Origin of the sequence: Pseudomonas sp. FP2294 (genome assembly GCF_030687625.1) — a bacterium.
GTDB classification, from domain to species: domain Bacteria; phylum Pseudomonadota; class Gammaproteobacteria; order Pseudomonadales; family Pseudomonadaceae; genus Aquipseudomonas; species Aquipseudomonas shahriarae.
Map to the genome: position 1 here is coordinate 2,296,834 of NZ_CP117441.1, position 20,419 is coordinate 2,317,252.

The following is a 20,419-nucleotide window of genomic DNA, read 5'->3' on the forward strand; positions in this document are numbered from 1 at the left end:
CTCGGCCTTCCAGATACTACCTCAACCGGCGCTGGCGATCTGGCGCGGCTTGCAATTGAGGTAGGGCGAGGATTTCAGCCAGCGCTGGTCGGGGTACCAGGAAAACATGAACTGGCCATCCTTGAGTTTGTCCACCACCTGGCGCGCCACCTGCGGACGCACGGCGGGGCAGCCCTGGCTGCGGCCGATGCGGCCTTCACGCTTGCTCCACAAGGGGCTGACGTAGTCGGCGGCGTGGATCACGATGGCACGGTCGCGGGCCTGGTCATTGAACCCCGGCTCCAGGCCGTCCATGCGCAGCGAGTAGCCATGGGTGCCCTGGTAGCTCTCCTGGGTGCGGAACAACCCGAGGCTGGATTGATGGCTGCCTTCGCTGTTGGAGAACTGGGTGGCGAAGTTTTCCCCGGATTTTTGCCCGTGGGCTACCAGGTCGCGTAGCACCAGTTTTTTTTGCCGCAGATCGAAAATCCACAGGCGACGGGCGGTCGAAGGTTGCGAGTAGTCGATCACGGCCAGGCGTTCAGAGCGTTCCTGGCCGTTATTGACAGCACACTGCATCGCGCTGAGGGCACTTTTAAGTACAGTGGGATTGAGTTCTGGAGCCGAGCGCGCCAGGCTGTTATACAAGGTATGAGGTTTGGCATTCTCTGCGAAGGCACCCGTACAGAACGCGCCCAGGGTGGCGGCGATCAGGCCGAGTCGGCAGTAAATATTCAGCATTTATCAAGCATCTCCGCCGTAGATTGGAGCTAAGCCATTGTTCAAAAAACACGCATGTTACTTGAGCCTTTGCTTGCTCGTAGCACCATTGGTCGCCATGGCCGATGAACTGCCAGTCGAGCCGCCAAACCCAGTACAGCTGGCACTTGGGCAGTTGTCGAGTGTTTGCCCCGATTTGGCGACCCAACTGGATACACCGGCCGAGCTGCGGCTGCAGGCTTTTTACCAGCAACAAGGCAATGCTGCCCTGTGGTCGGTGGACGATCGCCGAACGGCCCTGCAGGGCCAGTTGCTGTTGCTGGCCGACGACGGCCTCGATCCGGCGCACTACCGGCTGCCCGACGTGGCAACCACCAGCAATGTGCTGTGTACCGACTTCGCAACCAGCCAGCACTACCTGCAGGCCCTGCATGACTTGCACTATGGCCGTTTGCAGCAGGCCCATTACGAGCCGCTGTGGCATTCCCAGCCGCCAACTGAGGATCCGGCCGTTGCGGTGCTGGCCCTGGCCAACGCGGGGCTTGCGGATATGCCGGCGGCGTTCGACCAGGCCCGGCCCGCAGCCGATCTGTATCGTAGCCTGCGCGCGGCCTATGCCACCCAACGCCTGCAACCCTTGCCGCAGTGGGGTGTGATTGCCGACGGCCCATTGCTGCGTCCCGGCGGCGAAGACCCACGGGTACCGGCCCTGGCCCGACGCCTGGTCAGTGGCGGCCAGTTGGCGAGCGTGCCCAAGGGCAATCAATACGGCAATGAGCTGGTGGCGGCGGTGAAGCGCTTCCAGGCCAGCCATTCGCTGCAAGCCGACGGGGTGATCGGCCCGGGCACGGTGGCCGAGCTTAACGTCAGCCCGGCGGTGCGCCGCGAGCAACTGCGGGTCAACCTCGAACGTTTTCGCTGGCTGGCCCAGGACCTGGAGCCGGATGGCATTCTGGTCAACGTCGCGGCGGCCCAGTTGAGTGTCTACCAGGGTGGTGTGCCCGTGTGGCAGACCCGCCTGCAGGTGGGCCGCGCCGAACGGCAGACGCCGCTGCTCAAGTCGCGCATCACACGCCTGACCCTCAACCCCACCTGGACCATCCCGCCGACCATCATGCGCGAGGACAAACTGCCGGCCATCCGCCTGAACCCGGAGTACCTGCGCCAACAGAACCTCAAAGTGCTCGACAGTGAAGGCCGCGCCCTGTCGCCCGAGCAGGTGGACTGGTCGCACCCCGGCAACATCCTCCTGCGCCAGGACGCCGGCCCGCGCAACCCGCTGGGCAAGATCGTCATGCGCTTCCCCAATCCATTCTCCGTGTACCTGCACGATACGCCCAGCCAACCGTTGTTCAGCAAGGGGCCACGGGCGTTCAGCTCGGGGTGTGTGCGGGTGGAGCAGCCGATGCTGCTGCGCGATCTGCTGGTGAACCCGGCAGAAAAAGCGCGGACCGAGGAATTGCTGGCGACCGGGCTGACCCATGAGTTCCGCCTGGCTACGCCGGTCCCGGTGTTGCTGGGGTACTGGACGGTGCAGGTGGATAGCCAGGGGGCGTTGCTGTACGCGCCGGATATCTATGGCCGCGATGGCGTGCTGTTGAAGGCTCTGGGCGCGGTCCTGTAGGTGCGCAGCGAGGCGCAATATGAGACCCGGTTGGCATCCTTGAAAAATTAACCATCAGGCATTTCTCAAACACTCAAGAAACCGACCAAGCTTGCCGACGTGATGGGTACATACCCAGGAGCGTTCAATATGAGCAGTCAACGTTTGGCAGTCGGTATCAGCCTGTTTTTCGCGCTCGTCAGTGGCACTGCCCAGGCGGCGCCCGTGAGCCACGGTGTTATCCATTTCCGCGGCAGCATCGTCGAGGCAACATGCACTACGGGCGATGGGGCGGGGGCGACATTGGCCCTGAGTGGTTGCCCGCAGTTTGTACCCGCAAGCAACGTCAGCGCCCAGGGTGTCGAGCCGGTGCGTACCGTCAGTGCCTTGGACCACTCGGTGGTCAAGGTCAAGATGGTGACTGAAACGCGCGATGGTCGTTACTTCGATCGGCAATACAACTTGAGCGATGCGGCAGGCAAACCGTTGCGTTCAGGGGCTTACCTGGTGACGCTGAGTTATCCCTGATTGTCGCGATGTCGAAGGTCCGGCTCGCAGGGGCGTGTTGCCACGAACTTTTCGCGTCAGCCTGGAGATTCAACGCGGGTTGATCAGGTAAAGTCGGCGTCTTCAGGATGAAACGTCAGGTAACAAACGATGGGGCAGTTTATACGGCAATCGGTCTTGGTCCTGCTGGTCATGGTGTTCACCACGCTGGCCGTGGCGCAAACGGCGCCTCCGGCATTGGAGAATGTGCCGCTGAACCAGCGGGTGATCGACCTGACCCATACCCTGGATACCTCGACCCAGCAGCGTCTGACTGAGCAACTGGCAGACCTCGAACAACGCAAAGGCGCGCAAATCGCCGTGATGCTGCTGCCGAGTACGGGCGACGCTGACCTCGAAACATTCACCACCCAACTGTTTCGCGCCTGGAAATTGGGGCGCAAGGGCATCGACGACGGTATTTTGCTGCTGGTGGTCAAGGACGACCGCACTGTGCGGATCGAAGTCGGTTACGGCCTGGAGGGGGTGGTCACGGACCTGTTGAGCCACCGGATTATCGAGGAGCAACTGAACCCGGCGTTTCGCCAGGGCGATTACGCTGGCGGTGTGCAGCGCGCCGTGGACGCCCTGACCGTGCTGGTCGAGGGGGGTGACTTGCCGGCAGTAGACCAGACCCGCGAAACAGTGGATGAAACTGCGGTGTTGCTGGCGCTGATTCTGGGGGCTGTCGGCGGGGTGCTGCTGGCCTCGGGCAAGCTGCATTGGCGCCGCGGCCTGATTGCCGGCCTGGTGCTGACCGTGTTGCTGACGGCACTGGCCGCGATCAATGGCAAGGCCTGGCCGATCTATGTGCTGGCGCTGCCGTTTTGTATGTCGATCAGCGCGGCTCTGTTTGGCGCGTTATGGCAGGCCAAGGCGGTGTTTTATTGCGTAGTGGGGCTGATGACCTACAGCATCGGCCTGGGGTTGGTGGATCACTACCTGACTGAAGTGTCCTTTATGAACTGGCTGGCATGGCCGCTGGCCGCGCTGGCGGTGCTGGGCCTGTACCTGATCCTGTTCGCGGTGATGAAAGCCGCCTGGAAACACAGCCGGCTGGGTTTTTGCGTGCAATCGGTGATGGTGCTGGGGGTCTATGGCGCGGCGGGGTACATGCTGGAGATGGGGCTTGATGGCTGGTTGTTCGCCTGGCCTATCAGCTCGTTCGCGGCGTTGTTCATTTATGGTCAGGGCACGGGCGGGTCGAGCTCCGGTTCCAGTGACCGTTCAAGCTCCAGCTCCAGCTCAAGTTCAAGCTCCGGTGGCGGGTTTTCCGGTGGCGGCGGTTCCAGCGGCGGCGGTGGGGCCTCAGGGAGCTGGTGAGGCCCCGTGCCGGCTCAGAGCGTCATCACCATTTCATGCCAAGCCATCCCGCCGTGGTCTGACGCCGAGGGCTGCACATACTGGTAACCCATGCGTGTGTACAGCGGCACATGCTGCTCCTTGCACATCAAGTGGATGGTCTGTTTGCCCATCCCGCGCATGCGCTGCACAAAGGCTGTCATCAATTGCGTGGCGTAGCCCTTGCCCTGGTGCGCCGGGTCCACCACCACCGACATGATCACTACATTCGGCGCATCCGCTGAGTGCCCCACCAACTCCTTGAAGGCCTCATCCGACATCACCACATCATGGGCGCAACCGCCGTTGATAAAGCCCACTACCTGACCGTCCGCTTCCAGAATCAGGAAGCCTTGCGGGTACAGGGCGATACGCGTGGCGATCTTCTCCAGGGTCGCGGCTTCATCGCCCTCATAGGCGCTGATTTCGATCTCGTAGCAGCGGGCGGCGTCTGCCGGCGTGGCGTTGCGCAAGGTGAGGGCGGGCATGGGGATTCCTGGGCTGGGCGATTGAACGAGGGGCTGCATGATAGCGGGGTCGGTGCGCTGGCGAAAATCCCAGCGGCAGGCTTATTGCCGGTGCTTCTCCATCCGAATATCCCCGTCCGCCAATTGCTCAACCTCCACCCAGCCCAGGCGCTGGTAAAACCCACTGGCCCGGCTCGCTTGGGCGGTTTCCAGCCAGATCTGTCGATGGTGCTGGAACAACAAGGCTTCGGCCTGCTCCATCAGTTTGCGGCCCAGCCCGCGGCCTTCGAATTCGGGGCGGATGAAGGCGGCAAATACACAGCCGTCGTCGATATCGGCCATGGCAAACCCGACCGCTACACCTTGCACCTCGGCGACCCAGACGCAGGGCGCTTGCTGCATGGCTAGTTGGATGGCATCGGGGGTGATGCCCATTTCTGCCAACTGCTCGTGGGACAGGTGGTTTTCCCTGACGCTGGTGCGAATGTCGAAGATGGCGTCGATATCTGCCGGGGTGGCGACTCTGATAGGGCTGTTCATGCAGTTCTCGCCGTTATCCATGAATTCAACGTCGTAGATCCCGCGTGCCGCCAGGGCGGTGAAGGGGCGGGTGAGCGGCCGTACATCACTCAGTTCCCAGGCGAGCCAGCCTTCCTCGAAATAGCTGGCGCAGGCCGCTGGCACGTCCTCGGGGGTGAACGCACGCACTGCTTTTACCCGTACGATGGCGACGGCCACGCCGGTTTCATCTTCATCGCCATCGGTATGCAGGAAGCGCCCGTTCTCGACAATCAGCAGGTCCTGGGAAGGCTCCAGTTGTGGCTGCCAGCGGCGGATTTCCAGGGTTTTTTCGCCTGCGGCGATGCGGCTGCCGCTGGGGCGCACGATGGAGAGGGCTTTGATGGTGCTGCTCCTAAAGAGGGGTGTTGTACTTCACTGCCGCCGCTGCCCGCGATGGCACGTTCAGACTTCTCAACAACCCCGACACATGGATGCGTACGGTAAACGGCGAAATATCCAGGGCCTTGGCGATTTCCTTGTTGGTCTTGCCTTGGGCGATCAGTCGCAACACCTCCTGCTGGCGCGCGGTCAGGGTGTTGGTGTCCAGGGGCAACAGCCCCGAGGGGGCGAACTTGACCAGCACCTCGCCCTGGCGGATGGCGAGCAGGGCCTGGCCGATTTCTTCGGGGGCGATGTTCTTGCCGATAAAACCATCGGCGCCCAGCGCCATCACCTGTTCGATCAACCCCGGGTCATCGACCATCGACACCACGATTAGCGTGGTGCGCCGCAGTTGCTGGCGCAGCTCGCCCAACTGGCTGATACAGGTCAGGCCGGGGAAGCGCAAATCGAGGATCAGGGTGTCGACTTCGCTGCCGCTCTTGAGCAGGTGCAGCACTGTATCCAGATCGCCGGCCTGTTCCACGCGGGCCTCGGGCAGCAGGCGTTGCACGGTGCGCAGCATGCCTTCGCGAAACATGGGATGGTCGTCGGCGATGATGATCCGGCATGTCATGGTGTGCTCCTCCCTGGGGCCAGGTTGTGTGGCGTGCTACTTTACCACTCTGCTCAGCGCCTGCCTGCTGGGGGCACAGTTTAGACGATGACCGTACAAGGACGTTGCCCATGAAGTTCGTGAAAGACGCCGAACTGGACCAAGCCAACCTGCGTATTGTGGTGGCCGTCTGCGCCATTGTGTACATCAGCCTGCTGGGCTTTTTGCCGGGGCAGTCGATGGACCGCTATGTGCCGGTGATTATTTATATTTGCCTGTTTCTGCTGGTCTCGGTTGTGCTGCGTCAGGTGATTGCACGCTGGCCCGGGCATTACCCGGCGCGACGGGTTTTCGGGATGATCCACGACTACACCGGCACCTCGTTCGGCCTGGTAGTCGGCGGCGAGGCGGCATTGCCGCTGTATGCGGTGATGGTCTGGGTCAACCTGGGCAATGGCATGCGCTATGGCTCGCGCTACCTGGCGATTGCCACGGGCCTGGCGTTGCTGGCGCTGCTGATTGTGTATCGGCTGACCCCGTTGTGGCAGGCGCAGCCCTTTATGGTGCTGATGCTGATGATTACCAGCACGGTGATCCCGGTCTACGCCCACCTGCTGCTGGAGCGCACGCGCAAGGCGTCTGAAGAGGCCACCGCCGCCAACCTGGAAAAGTCGCGCTTCCTCGCCCAGGCCAGCCATGATCTGCGCCAGCCCATCCACTCCATCGGCCTGTTTACGGCGTGCCTGCGTGAAGCGCGGTTGGGCGATGAGGAGCGGCGGCTGGTGGACAATATCGACCGTTCGCTGCTCAACGTCTCGCAGTTGTTCCGCTCCATTCTCGATCTCTACACCCTGGATAACGGCCGGCTGCTGCCCAAATACCAGGTGGTGCACCTGGGTGAGTGGCTGGCCGACCTGCTGCGGCAAAACGCCGAAGCCGCACGCTGGGCCGGCGTAGAACTGCGCCTGCGCCCCTGCGCCCACTGGGTGCGGGTGGATCCGGCGCTGTTGGCAACGATGGTGCAGAACGTGCTCTCCAATTGCTTCAAGTACGGCGGCCAGCGCCCGGTACTGATCGGCGTGCGCCAGCGCGGCGGCGAGGTGCGGGTGGAGATTCACGACCAGGGCCGGGGGATTGCCGAGGAGCATCTGCCGCGGGTCTTCGAGGAGTTCTATCGCGTCCGCCACCTGCGCGACAAGGACGTCGAAGGGGTCGGCCTGGGCTTGTCCATCGTCAAGCGTCTGGGGCAGTTGATGGACATGGACGTGGTGCTGCGCTCCCGGGTGGGCCATGGCACGTCCGTCAGCCTGCGCGGGTTGCACCTGGCGACCGCGCCCCATCAACCCCCGGTGCGCGACGATGCACGCCAGGCGGGGCTGTTGACCGGCCTGAAAGTGTGCCTGGTGGAAGATGACCACAACGTGCTGCTGGCCACCCAGGCATTGCTGGAGCGTTGGGGCTGCCAGGTGCAGGCGGAGTCGAGCGGGCATAACCTGGTCAGCGATTGCGACATCATCGTCGCCGACTATGACCTGGGCAACCACGCCACCGGTATCGAGTGCATCGACCGGTTGCGTGCACAGCGTGGCGTGGCGGTGCCGGCGCTGATTCTGACCGGGCATGAGGTGGAGAAGATCCAGGCGGCGCTGCACGACCGGCAGATCGCCATTTTGTCCAAGCCAGTGCGCCCCGCTGAACTACGGGGCACCCTGCGCGACCTCAGCCAGGGGCCGGTTACTAGTTAAACGGCGTCAACCCGTTACCCCGGGCGCCCTTGGGTTGGCAGTAGGCGGCGGGTTTCATCATGCCAAAGCTGGCCACTGCAAACATCCCGCCGCTGGCACCGCTGGGCACGGAGCAGTTGTAGTCACCGGAGGCGGTGCTGGCGATGTAATAGGTGGTCATGGAGTCGCTGCGGACATTGGAGACACGCTTGACCGGCTCGCCGAGGTTGGTTTCCGAGAGGGTCTTGAGGTGGTCTTCGGTGGGCTTGATATTGCTGCAACCGGCAACACCGAGCATCAGGGCGCCCAACAGGGCAAGGCGGGCGACAGGGGAGTGCAGTTTCATGGCGTGTCTTCCTTGGGGTTGTTTTAGTGTTTTCAACGCACAACGATCCCTTGCACGGCGGGTTCGACGTGCTGGCGGGGAGCATTGGAGTACCGGGGAATATAGCGCCGGGGGCCTGCGGGGTCGATTAGCACAAGTGTGCTAATGGCACCTTGAGGTCACGGCAAACAGAGTTAATTCAGGGAGATTCGCATGCTGCAAATCAGACGCGCCACCGACGACGATGGCCCCATCGCCTTCGACATTCGCCGTCAGGCGATCCGCGGCCAATGCATCGGCGCCTACACCGCCGAACAGATGCTGACCTGGACCCGTGGCGCGGCCGAGGACGGCTATACCGCGCTAATGGCCAAGCCGTTTTACCTGGGCTGCGTCGATGGCGAGCCGGTCGCCACGGGCATGCTTGACCCGGCGCACCGGGAAGTGGGAGCGCTGTTTGTGCTGCCCGGTTCTATCGGGCGCGGTTTTGGCCGGCAGATGCTTGAGCACCTGGAGCAAGTGGCGCTGGAGTTGGGGATTGAGGAGGTGGTGCTGGACGCGACGTTGAATGCCGCGCAGTTCTATCGCAGGCGTGGTTATGAAGGCTGCGAACAGTCCATCTATCATTCGCCTTCGGGGCTGGAGCTGGCGTGTATCCCGATGGTCAAGCGCCTGACTGTTTGAACGCCGCCCGCAGCCGCTCGATCACGTCCGGCACCGTGAGCCCGGCCGTCGCGGGTGGCGTCGGGTTCTCACCGAACTCGCGCCAGATAAACAGGGTGAGTTCGGCCCCATCCGTCGCCGCTTGCCCGTCGCTGCCAGTGCCGAAGTCTTGCAGCACCCGGTAGCGCTCATCCTCCCAGAACAGCGTTTCGACCCAGTCATAGACCGGGATCAAATGAAAATGCAGCGGGAAACCGGGCATATGCCCAAAGCGGCTGATGTATAGCCACTTGGGTTGGAGCTGTACTTCCATCACCCGCTGGGTTTTCGCCAGTAGGCCACCCATTTCCGCCAGGGCCGCGTCGGGCAGGTCAGCCAGCGAGCTGATTGGCGTCTTGGCCCCCAGCATCAAATAACCGGGCAGGGCCGAGGCCAGGTGATGGTTGAGCAGCCAGTGTTCGGTTTCGTGGAGGATATGGGACGGAGCAATGTGCATGGCCGGGCACCTAGGTCGGGCCGGCAGGATACCAAAGGCAACCCCCTGTATCCCAGAAATGGGCGCGATCTGTGTCTTTCGACGGGCGGGTCTTGTGGGTACTGTCCTGCTCTTTGCTTTAACGCTGAGGCAATCATGGATCTACTGGCTACCCCTTTTGGCACCACCGACTGGTCGACCATCGAACCAGAGTTGCACCCTGGCGAAACCGGCAGCGCCCTATGGCGCACCTGCCATTTCGGCACCACCCGCGTGCGCATGGTCGAATACAGCCCTGGCTACCTGGCTGACCACTGGTGTTGGCGCGGTCATGTGTTGTTGTGCCTGGAGGGGGAGTTGCAGACTGAACTGGAGGATGGCCGCCAGTTCACCCTGACGGCGGGGATGAGTTATCAGGTGGGCAACGACAGGGACGGGCACCGGTCGAGCACAGCCACCGGGGCCAGGCTGTTTATTGTGGATTGATTAGTCGTCCATCGGCTGAGATGGATCCATCGTGGGGTTTTCAGAGTTTGGTGTCTCGGCACAACTCCCGTATTTGATGGGCGGTGTGGCACAAAGCTCTGCACTCGGCAAAGATCCCCTGTGGGAGTTGGCTTGTTCGCGGTGGCCATCGGTATCCTTTTCTGGGTATGTGTACATATCCGTTGCTGCGGTTATGGCCACTTAGGGTTCCGCCCTTACGGCGGGTCACTTTGGAAGAGCGCCAAAGTAAGCAAAGCGCTCTTGCCCCACCACTCGGTGCCTCGCCTAGGCTCGGCATGCCCGCAGTCAGGCATTGCTCCGTGGGCCCGCCGCGATCGGCCATCCCTGGCCGTGTCGCGGCTACCCCGGCATCCATGCCGGGGTGCCCACTGCGCAATACCTGCCTGCGGCCAGCGTGGTTTAACGGGGCGCCTGAGATCAAGATCAAAAGCCAGATCAAAAGCAGAGCAACAGCAACAGCAAAGCCGGGGCGCGAAGCTGCATTCCCCCCTGTGGGAGCTGGCTTGCCTGCGATGGCGGTGTATCAGTCGATAAATGTATTGGCTGATGCACCGTCATCGCAGGCAAGCCAGCTCCCACAGGGGTACGCACACGCTTCGACGATCAGGTCGGCTGTCAGGCCGCCTCGCTTTGCTTTTGATCTGAGGCGCCCCGTTAAACCACGCTGGCCGTCATCCGATATTGATTTGGGGGGTAAACCGGCAGGACGCCGGGTTAGCCGCGCTGGGCCATGGATGGCCCATCGCGGCGGCCCCCCAAATCAATGTCGGATGACGGGCACACCGAGCCTGGGCGAGGTGCCGAGTGGTGGGGCAAGAGCCCTTTTGGTTACTTTTGGGGCTCTTTTCCAAAAGTGAGCCGCCGTTGGGCGGAACCAATAGCCGCCATAACCGCAGCAACGGATATGTACACATACCCAGAAGAGGATACCGATGGCCACCGCGAGCAAGCCAGCTCCCACCCTCAGGATCAATGGTTCATATGATGACCACCAGCACTACCCAGGCTGCGGGCCGGGGCCTGGATTTCGAGGGTCTGCTTGTCACCCTTGGCATCTTCCACCGTCAGGGTCAGCGGCACCTGGTCGCCTTCCTTGATCTGGCCCGTCAGGCCCATCAGCATCACGTGATAACCCTCGGGATCAAGCTTCACCGCCTGGCCGGCCGGCAGTGCCACGGCATCCACCGGGCCCATGCGCATGACGTCGTCTTTCATGCTCATCTCATGAATCTGCACTTCCTTGGCCACCGGCGACTTGACGCTCAGCAGCTTGCTGTCGCTGTCGGCGGTGAGGGTCATGAATGCCCCGCTCGAATGCTGCCCCGGTACGGTGGCGCGGGCCCAGGCATCGCTGACCTGGACCTGGGCGCTGGCGTGGGCGGCGAGGCCCAGCAGGGAAAGGCCGAGGGCGATGCGCTTGAGGGTGTGGACAGCAGTCATTAGCAGACCTCCATGACGGTGAGCAGGTCTTCTGCGCACTCTTTGGCGTTAAGGGATGCCGACAGGCCCAGGCGCAGGTTGCTGCGGGTGTCGAACACAAAACTGGTGGCGGTGTGGGACAGGGTGTAGGTGTCGCCTGCGGGGATCTTTTCATAAAAGATCCCGAACTCCTTGGCGGCCACGGCGATTTCTTCCGGCGTGCCGTAGAGCGCTTCGAAGCTGGGGTCGAAGGCCTTGACGTAGGCGTCGAGCACTTCGGGCGTATCGCGTTCCGGGTCCAGGGTGATAAAGATCACCTGCATGATTTCGCCGTCGCGGCCCATCAGCTTCTTGGCCTGGGCCATGCGCGCCAGGGTGGTGGGGCACACGGCCGGGCACTGGGTGAACCCGAAGAACACCACCGGCATCAAGCCGCGAAACGAAGTCAGGGTCACGGTTTCGCCGGCGGTATTCTTGAGCTTGAACGTGCGGCCCATGATCTTGTTGCTCAGATCCTTGCCGTACTTGAAATTCAGCTTGGGGCCGGTGTCACAGCCGCTCAGCAGGCCCAGGCCCAGCAGGCCCATACCGGTGAGGACCTTGCGGCGGGTGAGTAACGTATTCATGAAGTGGGCGTCCCGTGAAGCGCCTGACGGCTGCGCATAACAGGTCAGTCAGGCTTTGAAAAGCGGTGAACAAGCAGGGTGGGTAGTCTACCGGTGTTGATCACGCTTGATAATCTGCGACGTTCTGCCACAGGGGCGGTCGCCACCTTACCAGCCGAGGGGGCGATTGCGTCTGTGGCACACTGTCGCAGACGCCTTGAAACGCCCGGCGTACAAGGCTTTGGGCAAATGTTTCAACGATTATCAGGGCTCTTGACCCGCATCAAGGCAGCGTCCCCCCGGCCTGGGGCACAGTCACGCCATACGGACCGGCCCACTGTGAGGCGCTGATGCTCTATCTCCTGTTTCTGCTGGCCCATCTGTTCGCGGCGCTGATGTTTATCGGCACGGTGTTCTTTGAAGTACTGATCCTCGCCAGCGTGCACAAGCAACTGCCGGCCCGCGTCATGCTGCTGGTGGAGCAGGGCATCGGCAACCGTGCCAGGGCCTTGATGCCGTGGGTGCTGCTGGTGCTTTTCGGCGCGGGTATCGGCATGGTCTGGTTGCGCTATCTGCCGGTGCTGGCGGCGCCATCGAGTTCGGCATTCGGCGCCTTGCTGACCCTCAAGTTGATCCTCGCCGCCAGTGTGCTGATGCATTTTTTGCTGACGGTGTGGCTGATGCGTCGTGGGCGGGTCAGCGCGGCCTATTTGCGCTTCGTTCATCTGAGCCTGTTCTGCCATATGGTCGCCATTGTGTTGCTGGCCAAAAGCATGTTTTACATCACCTGGTAACCCCCCTCGTATTCCCTGGCCTTGATGCATATCAAGGTGCGCTGTCCGGTCGCACCGCACAATGATCCACCGTAGCCAGACCCGGAGGCCGTCATGCTCACTGTCATTCATCCCGCCCGCGAGTGGCGCCTGCGCCGTGACCAAAGCGTGCTGGACCAGGGCCAGGTCGACATCGGCAAATTTCATACGGGGATCGGCTCCCTCGACCTGTTGCGCGCCATGCGCAGCAGTCGCCAGCGCCAACGCCCCTTGGCGCTGAACCTGCAATGGCCGGCGGGCCTGGTGGCCGATGACTACCTGGACGCGTTGGAGCAGGAAATCCACCTGGTCGGTTGCCACGTGGGCGGGCGCCAGCCGGTGGATCAATTCCATCTGGGCGGCGCTACCCCGGCGATGGCCGACCTGCAGCGGTTGATGGCGCACCTGCGCAGTCGCCTGCATTTTCTCGAGCATGACCAGGGTGACTACAGCCTCGACCTCGACCCGCTGCACACCGACTGGGCGACCATGGGCCGCCTGCGTGAACTGGGCTTCAATCACATCAATATCGGCGTGTCGGATGCCAGTAGCGACGTCACACCTTCGGTGGCCGGCTATCAAGACCCGGCGCCCATCCAGTCGCTGATCGACGCGGCGCGCACCCTGGGCTTTCGCTCGGTGAATGTCGACCTCGGGTATGGCCACGCCTGGCAGACCTGCAACAGCTTTGCAGCCAAGCTGGCCAGCCTGATCGCCCTCGAGCCGGACCGCCTGCAAGTGTTCGACTATGCCCAGGCCCCCCGGCGCTACCAGCAGCAACGGGCGCGGGCGCTGTCGTCGAATGCCGACAAGTGCGCGATGCGCGCGATCGCCTTCCAGCACCTGGAAGCTGCCGGTTATCACTACATTGGCCTGGGCCAGTTCGTACGCCCTGACGATGACCTGGCGCTGGCCCAGGAACACGGACGCCTGAGCCGCAATTGCCAGGGCTTTACCCGTCATGGTTACTGCGACCATATCGGCTTTGGCCTGGGCGCCATCAGCCAGCTCGACAACCTGTATGCGCAAAACACCGACGACCTGGCGCGCTATCGTCAGCAGTTGGACAGCGACCTGTTGCCCACCGCCCGCGGCTGGCGCTGCGAGGCGGGCGATCAGATCCGTCAGCATGTCATGGAGCGCCTGGCCTGTGACCTGGAGTTGGATATCCAGGCGCTGGAGCGCCGTTATGGTGTGATTTTTTCCCGCTATTTTTCGGCGATCTGGCCGCTGCTGGAGCACCTGCACCAGGACGGCCTGATCGACTTGTCCGAGCGCTTCCTCTGTGTGCTGCCTGCGGGCCGGCAGCGGGTCGAAGCCCTCTGCGCGCTGTTTGACCGGGCAGGCAGCGCGGTTCCCCCTTGCTCCAACGATGAGACCATCGACCATGAAAGCGTTTGAGTTCAACCGGGCCCTGGTGCAGAAATACGACCGCCCGGGGCCGCGCTACACCTCGTACCCGACGGCGCCGCAGTTTCATTCGGCGTTTGCCCTGGATGACTATCAGCAGGCAGTAGCGGCCAGCAACCATGGGGTGGCCCCCAAGGCGTTGTCGGTATACATCCATATACCGTTCTGCCAGAGCCTTTGTTATTACTGCGGTTGCCACAAGATCATCACGCGCAAGACCCATCGCGCCGTGGAGTACCTGAGCTACCTCAAGCGCGAAATCCAGATGCAGGCCGCGCTGTTCGACCGCACGCGGCCCCTGACCCAGTTGCACCTGGGGGGCGGTACGCCGACCTACCTGGACGATGCGCAACTGGCCGAGTTGATGGCAAGCCTGGCGCAGGGCTTCAGCCTGGATACCAGCGACAACCATGAGTTTTCCATTGAGGTCGACCCGCGCACCATCAGCGTGGAACGCATCCATAACCTGCGCGGGCTGGGCTTCAATCGCCTGAGTTTTGGCGTGCAGGACTTTGATGCCGATGTGCAGGCGGCGGTCAATCGCGTGCAGAGCGAAGAGCAGATTGTGCAGTTGGTCACGGCCGCCCGGCAGGCACGCTTCAAGTCCATCAGCGTGGACCTGATCTACGGCCTGCCATTGCAGACCGTGGCCAGTTTCGACGTGACCCTGGGCAAGCTGATTGCCCTGCGCCCGGACCGTGTGGCGGCCTACAGCTACGCGCATTTGCCCACGCAAATCCGCGCCCAGCGCATGATCCGCCCCGAAGACATGCCACCGCCGGAGCGCAAGCTGGAGCTGCTGGAGTTGACCATTCGCCGGCTGACCGAAGCGGGTTATGTGTACATCGGCATGGACCACTTTGCCTTGCCCGACGACGAACTGGCCCTGGCCCGGGCCAATGGCACCTTGCAGCGCAATTTCCAGGGCTACTCGACCCATGCCGATTGCGACCTGATCGGGCTGGGCGTGTCGGCCATCGGCAAGGTGGGCGACAGCTACAGCCAGAGCGTCAAGGAGTTGTCCCAGTACTACGCGCGGATCGACGCCGGGTTGTTGCCGGTGCAGCGCGGCTACCGCCTGAACGCCGATGACGTGTTGCGCCGGGACGTGATCAACGGCCTGATGTGCCATGGGCGCATTGACTTTGCCGGGGTCGAGGCGGGGCATGCGATCCGCTTTACCGAATACTTTGCCCAGGCGTTGTCACAGTTGGATGAGCAAGTGGCGGATGGTTTGCTGCATGTCGAGGACGATGGGGTGCAGTTGCTGCCCCAGGGGCAACTGATGGTGCGCAGCGTGGCGATGGCGTTTGATGCGTACCTGGGTGGGCAGCAGAAGGGGCAGTTTTCCCGCACGGTCTGACTACCGAATCCACCCTTGTGGCGAGGGGACAAGGCCCCTTGCCACAGCCCCCCTCACCACGGCTCAGGTATAGGCGCCTGCCGCGCCGTTGGTGCGCTCAATCTCTTCCACCAGCTTATCAATCCCCTCCAACCGTGCCCGGTTGTCGTGATCCCACGGATGAAACCCCGGCTTGAAATAATGCAGCCACGGCCGCGCCATGCGCGGGAACACGCCCTTGGGCCCGTAGAGAAACTTCAGCATCCGCCAGAAACCCTTCAGATGCCCGCCCGCGCGGCGATCGGCGATCAGCAGGCGCAGGTGGAAATCAAACACCACCAGCCAGAAAAACACCGTGGTGAACAGCATGGTCCCGGTGCGCAGCAGATAGCGCTTGGGCCCTGGTTTGATCACGCTGTTCCACACATCAAAGGCCACGGCCTTGTGCTCGGTTTCTTCGAGGGCGTGCCAGTACCACATCTGTTGGTAGCCTTTGAGCGAATCACCAAAACGCGTGGGGTCGCTGAGCAGGATTTCCGCGAGCATCGCCGTGTAGTGTTCCAGGGCGATGGTCACCGCCAGGTTGAAGGACGGCGACAAGTGCTTCTTTTGCAGGTCGAGCATAAATTTCAAGCGGCGGTCCAGCAGGTGGGCCGGCAGCCCGGCGGCTTGCAGCAGCTCGTTGTAGGCCACGTGCTCGCGGCTGTGCATGGCCTCCTGGCCGATAAAACCCTGGATCTCCTTTTTCAACGCCGGGTCGTCGATGCGCTGGCGATAGTGGCGCACGCTGTCCATGAAGAACAATTCGCCCTGGGGAAACAGCAACGACAGGGCATTGAAAAAGTGCGTGATGAACGGGCCTTGCTCGTGCCAGTCCTTGATGCGTTCGGCAGGCAGGGTAAAACGCAGGTCGCGGCGAATGGGCAGCATTATGGCGACTCCTGTTCAGAGAGGGGGGAGGGTGGCAGGGCCTTGCGCTGTTTCGGTGCCATGCGCCGGCTGGCGAACACCACCAGCCCTTGATAGGCCGCCGGCAGCCAGCGCGCGAGCAGATCCAGGGCGTAGGCGTCGCGGCCGATCAGCACGCGGCGCTTGTTCTTGCGCACGCCCTGCAGGATGACCTTGGCGGCCTGGTCGGCATCGGTGATAAACAGTTTTTCGAAGTCGGCGCGGGCCTGTTGTTCGCTGTGGATCAGGAACCCGGTCATGTTCGCGTCGATCCGGCTGCTGCGGCAGATGTCGGTGCGGATCCCACCGGGATGCACGCAGGTGGCCGAGACGCCGCTGCGTTGCAAATCCAGTTCCTGGCGCAGGGACTCGGTAAAGCCGCGCACCGCGAACTTGGTGGCGTTGTAGCCGCTCATGCCGGGCTGGGCGAACAGGCCGAACACGCTGGAGGTGTTGACCACATGCCCCTCGCCGCTGGCCTTGAGGTAGGGCAGAAAGGCCTTGGTGCCGTACACCACGCCCCAGAAATTAATGCCGACGATCCACTCCAGGTCGGCGTAGTCCACACCTTCCACGGTGCTCGACAGGGCCACCCCGGCATTGTTGAAAATCAAATTCACCTGGCCGTGTTCTGCCGCGCAACTGGCGGCCCAATCCTCCATGGCCTGGCGGTCGGCAACATCCACCTTCCTTGACGTCACGCGGATCGGCGCCAGGCTGCTGCGCTGGATCAGCTCCACGGTTTGTTGCAGGCCGGCCTGGTTCTTGTCCGCCAGGGCCAGGTGACAACCCTCGCGCGCCAGGGCCAGGGCCAAGGCGCGGCCCATGCCGGACGCGGCACCGGTGATGGCCGCCACGCGGCCATTGAATGACTTCATGACAGGCTTCCTTCTGCGGTGGCATGGGGTGGCGCGACGGGACGCGGTGTGGCGCCGGTCAATAGTGGCGTGACCTGATAATCGCGCAGGGCGAACTGGCGGGTGACCTGTTTGAAGCGCCAGGTCGAGCCGGGCCACAACGTCGTATTTTTGCCGGTGCGCGGGTCAAGGTACCAACTGCGGCAGCCGCCGGTGTTCCAGATGGTGCGCTGAAGTTTTGCCTGGATTTGCTGGTTGTAGGCGCTTTCCACGGCTGGCTTGACCTCGACCGTGGCGATTTGCTGGCGGCGCATCTGTTGCAGGGCATCGAGGATGTAGGTGACCTGCGCCTCGATCATCAGAATCATCGAGTTGTGGCCCAGCCCGGTGTTGGGCCCGACGATCAGGAACAGGTTCGGATAGCCCGGTACGGTGGTGCCCTTGTACGCATGGGCGCCATCGCTCCAGGCCTCCATCAGGTCAATGCCGCCGCGCCCGATGATGCAGTCGCGGGGCAGGGGATCGGTAGCCTGGAACCCGGTGCCGAAGATCAGGCAATCAGCCGGGTGCTTGATGCCATCGGCGGTGACGACCCCGTCGGCCTCGATTCGCAGTACAGCGTCGGTGACCACTTCAACATTGCTGCGTGAGAGCGCTGGGTAGTAGTCGTTGGAGATCAGTACGCGCTTGCAGCCGATGGTGTAGTCCGGCCGCAGGACTTTGCGCAGGGAAGGGCGCGCCACTTGTTTGTGCAGATGGCGCACGGCGATTTTCTGCACCACTTTCATCAGGCGCGGGTGCAGCGCAAAGCCCACCACCCGACCTTCCAGAGCCCAGTAGAAAGCCCCGCGCACCAGGCGCTGGGTGAACGGCAGATGCTTGAACACCCAGCGCTCAAAACTTGAAATGGGGCGGTCCGGCTTGGGCATGATCCACGGCGGGGTGCGCTGGAACAGGTCCAGGTGCGCCACTTGGGGGGCGATACGCGGCACGAACTGGATCGCACTGGCGCCGGTGCCAATCACCGCCACACGCTTGCCCTTGAGTGAATAGTCGTGGTCCCAGTGCTGGGAGTGAAAGCGCTTGCCCTTGAAACTGTCCAACCCCGGAATTTCCGGCAGTGCCGGGCGGGACAGTCCCCCCATCCCCGACACCAGTACCCGTGCACTGACGCGGCGGCCATTGCTGAACTGCAATTGCCAGCGTTGCAGTTGCTCGTCGAACACCGCCTGTTGCAGGCCCATGCCAAAACGCAGGTACGGCGCCAACTCAAAGCGCTGTGCGCAATGTTCCAGGTAGGCACGGATTTCCGCCTGGGGGGCGAACTGGCGGGTCCAGTCGGGGTTGGGCGCAAAGGAAAACGAATAGACGTGGGATTGCACATCACAGGCGCAGCCCGGGTAGTGGTTGTCGCGCCAGGTGCCGCCCAGGGAGTCGGCCTGTTCGGCAATAAAGAAGTCGTCGAGCCCGGCTTGCTTGAGTTTGATCGCCATGCACAGGCCGGCGAAGCCTGAGCCAATGATTGCGATATCGACGCAATCTGCCGGGCCGCTTGGCTGGGTAGAGGCATTCATAGGGTGTCCCTCGTGGGCTGTGGGCGCCTTACGGGTGTTGACATCGGATGTGCTCCTTTTTTGTTTTGGCTTTTAGATAGAACACCATTGCAAAGAAAAATTGTATTTATTATTTTAAAAAAGATTTTAAATAATCTACCTGAAAATGTCGTCTACGCTAGACCCTTGTCCTTTATGTGCGATTTGTCCGACGGACGAACGCTTGACGCGCGCAGTTGAAGTCCAGGGTGTGGACGATGGCTGAGGTCTTGACCAATACCGGTCAGATCGCCAGCAGCAGGGAAGCAGAGGACCGAGCTATGGCTGTCGAATGGGTTGTCGCTGCGGGTGTGTTTATGGCTGCCAGTGCGGCGTTATGGGGCTTGAGTGCCTGGATGACGCGCCGTATCGAAGTGGCTGTTCCAAGCAACGGGCGCTTTCTGGAGGTGGATGGCGAGCGCTTTCATTATGTAGACGAGGGTAAGGGCCCGCCGCTGGTGATGATCCACGGCCTGATGGGCAGCAGTCGTAACCTGACCTATGCCTTGGCCGCACAATTGCGCGAGCACTTTCGGGTGATCACCCTGGACCGACCCGGCTCAGGCTATTCCACCCGCCGCAAAGGCACCGGTGCCGACCTGCCAAGCCAGGCCCGGCAAGTGGCGACCTTTATCCAGACCCTGGACCTGGGCCAGCCCCTGGTGCTGGGGCATTCCCTGGGCGGGGCGATCTCCCTGGCCCTGGCCCTGGACCATCCCCATGCGGTGTCCGGGTTGGTGCTGGTGGCACCCCTGACCCATCCCCAGCGCATGCTCCCCCTGGTGTTTCTGTCGTTGGCGGTGCGCCCGGCCTGGCTGCGGCGCTGGGTGTCGCGCACGCTGACGGTGCCCATCGGCATGCTCACCAGTGGTGCGGTGGTCAAGGGCGTGTTCGCTCCCGACCCGGCGCCGGCCGACTTCGCCACCCGTGGCGGCGGCCTGCTGGGGATGCGCCCCGATAACTTCTATGCCGCTTCCACCGAAATCAGTCTGGTCAACGATTACCTGCCCGAGATGGTCAAACGCTACCCGCAACTGCGCCTGCCCATCGGCCTGATCTATGGCTCGCGGGACAAGGTGCTGGACTTTCGCAAGCACGGCCAGGCCCTGGCAGACAAGGTGCCAGGGCTGAAGCTGCAGCTGGTCGAAGGCCGTGGCCATATGCTGCCAATCACCGCCACCGAGCGCGTGGCGGCACTGGTCGAGCAGGTGGCCAAGCGCAGCAAGCCGGTGGCAAGCGCCACGGTGTTGCACCCGCCGTTTGCGCTGGCGAGTAAATAATCGTGAACCCCACGGCGTGGTCGAAAGTCGCTGACGCTTGCCCTAGACACCTGACCGAACGGATGAAAAAGAGACTGGCCGGTCACGTAAAAAAGGCCCCGAAAAAGTAGTTGACGACCTATCGATTCCGCGCTATTTATTTAAAAAAATATTTCAATATTTATTTTGAAATGATTTTTGAAATGCCTAAGAGCGAATAAAATAATGAAAAAAACGCCTTTTATCGCATGGTTTGTTTCAAGTGGCCGTCAGTGCCGCCTGAACCGCTTTTCTGCCTCTTTTGCTTCGCTCTCACTCTCTGCCGCGCAG

General features: G+C 62.3%; 21 protein-coding genes and 1 pseudogene. 10 read left to right on the forward strand and 12 right to left on the reverse strand.

Annotated elements, in window-relative coordinates:
• Window positions 1-21: 21 nt before the first annotated feature.
• Window positions 22-720, reverse strand: coding sequence for a murein L,D-transpeptidase catalytic domain family protein (locus PSH73_RS10125; protein WP_057438675.1), 699 nt, complete (start codon window positions 718-720; stop codon window positions 22-24).
• A 37-nt stretch (window positions 721-757) separates the two neighbouring features.
• Between PSH73_RS10125 and PSH73_RS10130 the strand changes: the two genes are divergently transcribed.
• From PSH73_RS10130 to PSH73_RS10140, 3 genes are all read left to right on the forward strand, one after another.
• Window positions 758-2,323 carry a murein L,D-transpeptidase gene (locus PSH73_RS10130; protein ID WP_057959866.1) on the forward strand — a complete coding sequence of 522 codons (1,566 nt, stop codon included), beginning with the start codon at window positions 758-760 and terminating at the stop codon, window positions 2,321-2,323.
• A gap of 129 nt (window positions 2,324-2,452) precedes the next feature.
• The gene (locus PSH73_RS10135) at window positions 2,453-2,830 is read left to right on the forward strand and encodes a type 1 fimbrial protein (RefSeq protein ID WP_057959865.1); all 378 of its coding nucleotides are present in this window, start codon (window positions 2,453-2,455) and stop codon (window positions 2,828-2,830) included.
• 129 nt (window positions 2,831-2,959) lie between these two features.
• Window positions 2,960-4,171 (forward strand): YgcG family protein, encoded by a 1,212-nt coding sequence (locus PSH73_RS10140; protein WP_057959864.1) that lies wholly within the window; start codon window positions 2,960-2,962, stop codon window positions 4,169-4,171.
• A 14-nt stretch (window positions 4,172-4,185) separates the two neighbouring features.
• On the opposite strand, the gene PSH73_RS10145 is transcribed toward PSH73_RS10140, so the two are convergent.
• From PSH73_RS10145 to PSH73_RS10160, 4 genes and pseudogenes are all read right to left on the reverse strand, one after another.
• Window positions 4,186-4,677 carry a GNAT family N-acetyltransferase gene (locus PSH73_RS10145; RefSeq protein WP_057438672.1) on the reverse strand — a complete coding sequence of 164 codons (492 nt, stop codon included), beginning with the start codon at window positions 4,675-4,677 and terminating at the stop codon, window positions 4,186-4,188.
• Between the two features lie 81 nt (window positions 4,678-4,758).
• Entirely contained in the window at window positions 4,759-5,196 is a 438-nt protein-coding gene (locus PSH73_RS10150; RefSeq protein WP_076964903.1) for a GNAT family N-acetyltransferase, read from the reverse strand.
• A gap of 165 nt (window positions 5,197-5,361) precedes the next feature.
• A pseudogene (locus PSH73_RS10155) lies at window positions 5,362-5,541 on the reverse strand (ASCH domain-containing protein); the annotation flags it as partial.
• Window positions 5,542-5,569: 28 nt separating this feature from the next.
• Window positions 5,570-6,172: a response regulator transcription factor gene (locus tag PSH73_RS10160; RefSeq protein WP_057438671.1), complete on the reverse strand. Its 603-nt coding sequence runs from the start codon at window positions 6,170-6,172 to the stop codon at window positions 5,570-5,572.
• 110 nt (window positions 6,173-6,282) lie between these two features.
• Between PSH73_RS10160 and PSH73_RS10165 the strand changes: the two genes are divergently transcribed.
• Window positions 6,283-7,896, forward strand: a complete 1,614-nt coding sequence (locus tag PSH73_RS10165) for a hybrid sensor histidine kinase/response regulator (protein WP_076964888.1) — start codon at window positions 6,283-6,285, stop codon at window positions 7,894-7,896.
• On the opposite strand, the gene PSH73_RS10170 is transcribed toward PSH73_RS10165, so the two are convergent.
• Entirely contained in the window at window positions 7,889-8,221 is a 333-nt protein-coding gene (locus PSH73_RS10170; protein WP_057438669.1) for a hypothetical protein, read from the reverse strand. The two genes, PSH73_RS10165 and PSH73_RS10170, sit on opposite strands and share 8 nt — an antisense overlap.
• Window positions 8,222-8,413: 192 nt before the next feature.
• Here PSH73_RS10170 and PSH73_RS10175 point away from each other — a divergent pair, with 192 nt between their 5' ends.
• The gene (locus PSH73_RS10175; protein ID WP_128593766.1) at window positions 8,414-8,884 is read left to right on the forward strand and encodes a GNAT family N-acetyltransferase; all 471 of its coding nucleotides are present in this window, start codon (window positions 8,414-8,416) and stop codon (window positions 8,882-8,884) included.
• Here PSH73_RS10175 and PSH73_RS10180 read toward each other — a convergent pair.
• Complete coding sequence (locus PSH73_RS10180; protein ID WP_186626133.1) at window positions 8,865-9,359, reverse strand: HIT family protein; 495 nt, start codon at window positions 9,357-9,359, stop codon at window positions 8,865-8,867. The two genes, PSH73_RS10175 and PSH73_RS10180, sit on opposite strands and share 20 nt — an antisense overlap.
• Before the next feature lie 135 nt (window positions 9,360-9,494).
• On the opposite strand from PSH73_RS10180, the gene PSH73_RS10185 reads away from it, so the two are divergent.
• Entirely contained in the window at window positions 9,495-9,824 is a 330-nt protein-coding gene (locus PSH73_RS10185; RefSeq protein WP_057959859.1) for a DHCW motif cupin fold protein, read from the forward strand.
• Between the two features lie 990 nt (window positions 9,825-10,814).
• Here the strand turns inward: PSH73_RS10185 and PSH73_RS10190 are convergent.
• Together PSH73_RS10190 and PSH73_RS10195 are read right to left on the reverse strand one after the other, a co-directional pair.
• The gene (locus tag PSH73_RS10190) at window positions 10,815-11,285 is read right to left on the reverse strand and encodes a copper chaperone PCu(A)C (protein WP_057438666.1); all 471 of its coding nucleotides are present in this window, start codon (window positions 11,283-11,285) and stop codon (window positions 10,815-10,817) included.
• Window positions 11,285-11,890, reverse strand: a complete 606-nt coding sequence (locus PSH73_RS10195) for an SCO family protein (protein WP_057959858.1) — start codon at window positions 11,888-11,890, stop codon at window positions 11,285-11,287. Before PSH73_RS10195 ends, PSH73_RS10190 begins: the two co-directional genes overlap by 1 nt.
• A gap of 329 nt (window positions 11,891-12,219) precedes the next feature.
• Here PSH73_RS10195 and PSH73_RS10200 point away from each other — a divergent pair, with 329 nt between their 5' ends.
• From PSH73_RS10200 to hemN, 3 genes are all read left to right on the forward strand, one after another.
• The gene (locus PSH73_RS10200) at window positions 12,220-12,663 is read left to right on the forward strand and encodes a CopD family copper resistance protein (RefSeq protein WP_057959857.1); all 444 of its coding nucleotides are present in this window, start codon (window positions 12,220-12,222) and stop codon (window positions 12,661-12,663) included.
• A 93-nt stretch (window positions 12,664-12,756) separates the two neighbouring features.
• Window positions 12,757-14,082, forward strand: a complete 1,326-nt coding sequence (locus PSH73_RS10205; protein ID WP_076964892.1) for a coproporphyrinogen III oxidase — start codon at window positions 12,757-12,759, stop codon at window positions 14,080-14,082.
• Complete coding sequence (gene hemN / locus PSH73_RS10210; protein ID WP_057959855.1) at window positions 14,069-15,454, forward strand: oxygen-independent coproporphyrinogen III oxidase; 1,386 nt, start codon at window positions 14,069-14,071, stop codon at window positions 15,452-15,454. The genes PSH73_RS10205 and hemN overlap by 14 nt, the downstream gene beginning before the upstream one ends.
• A gap of 63 nt (window positions 15,455-15,517) precedes the next feature.
• Here hemN and PSH73_RS10215 read toward each other — a convergent pair whose 3' ends face one another.
• From PSH73_RS10215 to PSH73_RS10225, 3 genes are read right to left on the reverse strand one after another with little or no spacing between them, the layout of a single operon-like run.
• The gene (locus PSH73_RS10215; protein ID WP_305462400.1) at window positions 15,518-16,363 is read right to left on the reverse strand and encodes a metal-dependent hydrolase; all 846 of its coding nucleotides are present in this window, start codon (window positions 16,361-16,363) and stop codon (window positions 15,518-15,520) included.
• Complete coding sequence (locus PSH73_RS10220; protein ID WP_305462402.1) at window positions 16,363-17,259, reverse strand: SDR family oxidoreductase; 897 nt, start codon at window positions 17,257-17,259, stop codon at window positions 16,363-16,365. Before PSH73_RS10220 ends, PSH73_RS10215 begins: the two co-directional genes overlap by 1 nt.
• A complete protein-coding gene (locus PSH73_RS10225; RefSeq protein ID WP_169990650.1) occupies window positions 17,256-18,812 on the reverse strand; it encodes an NAD(P)/FAD-dependent oxidoreductase in 1,557 nt (518 codons plus the stop codon). The genes PSH73_RS10220 and PSH73_RS10225 overlap by 4 nt, the downstream gene beginning before the upstream one ends.
• A 299-nt stretch (window positions 18,813-19,111) precedes the next feature.
• Between PSH73_RS10225 and PSH73_RS10230 the strand changes: the two genes are divergently transcribed.
• On the forward strand, window positions 19,112-20,110 hold the full coding sequence (locus tag PSH73_RS10230; protein ID WP_233100866.1) for an alpha/beta fold hydrolase: 999 nt from the start codon (window positions 19,112-19,114) through the stop codon (window positions 20,108-20,110).
• Window positions 20,111-20,419: the final 309 nt, after the last annotated feature.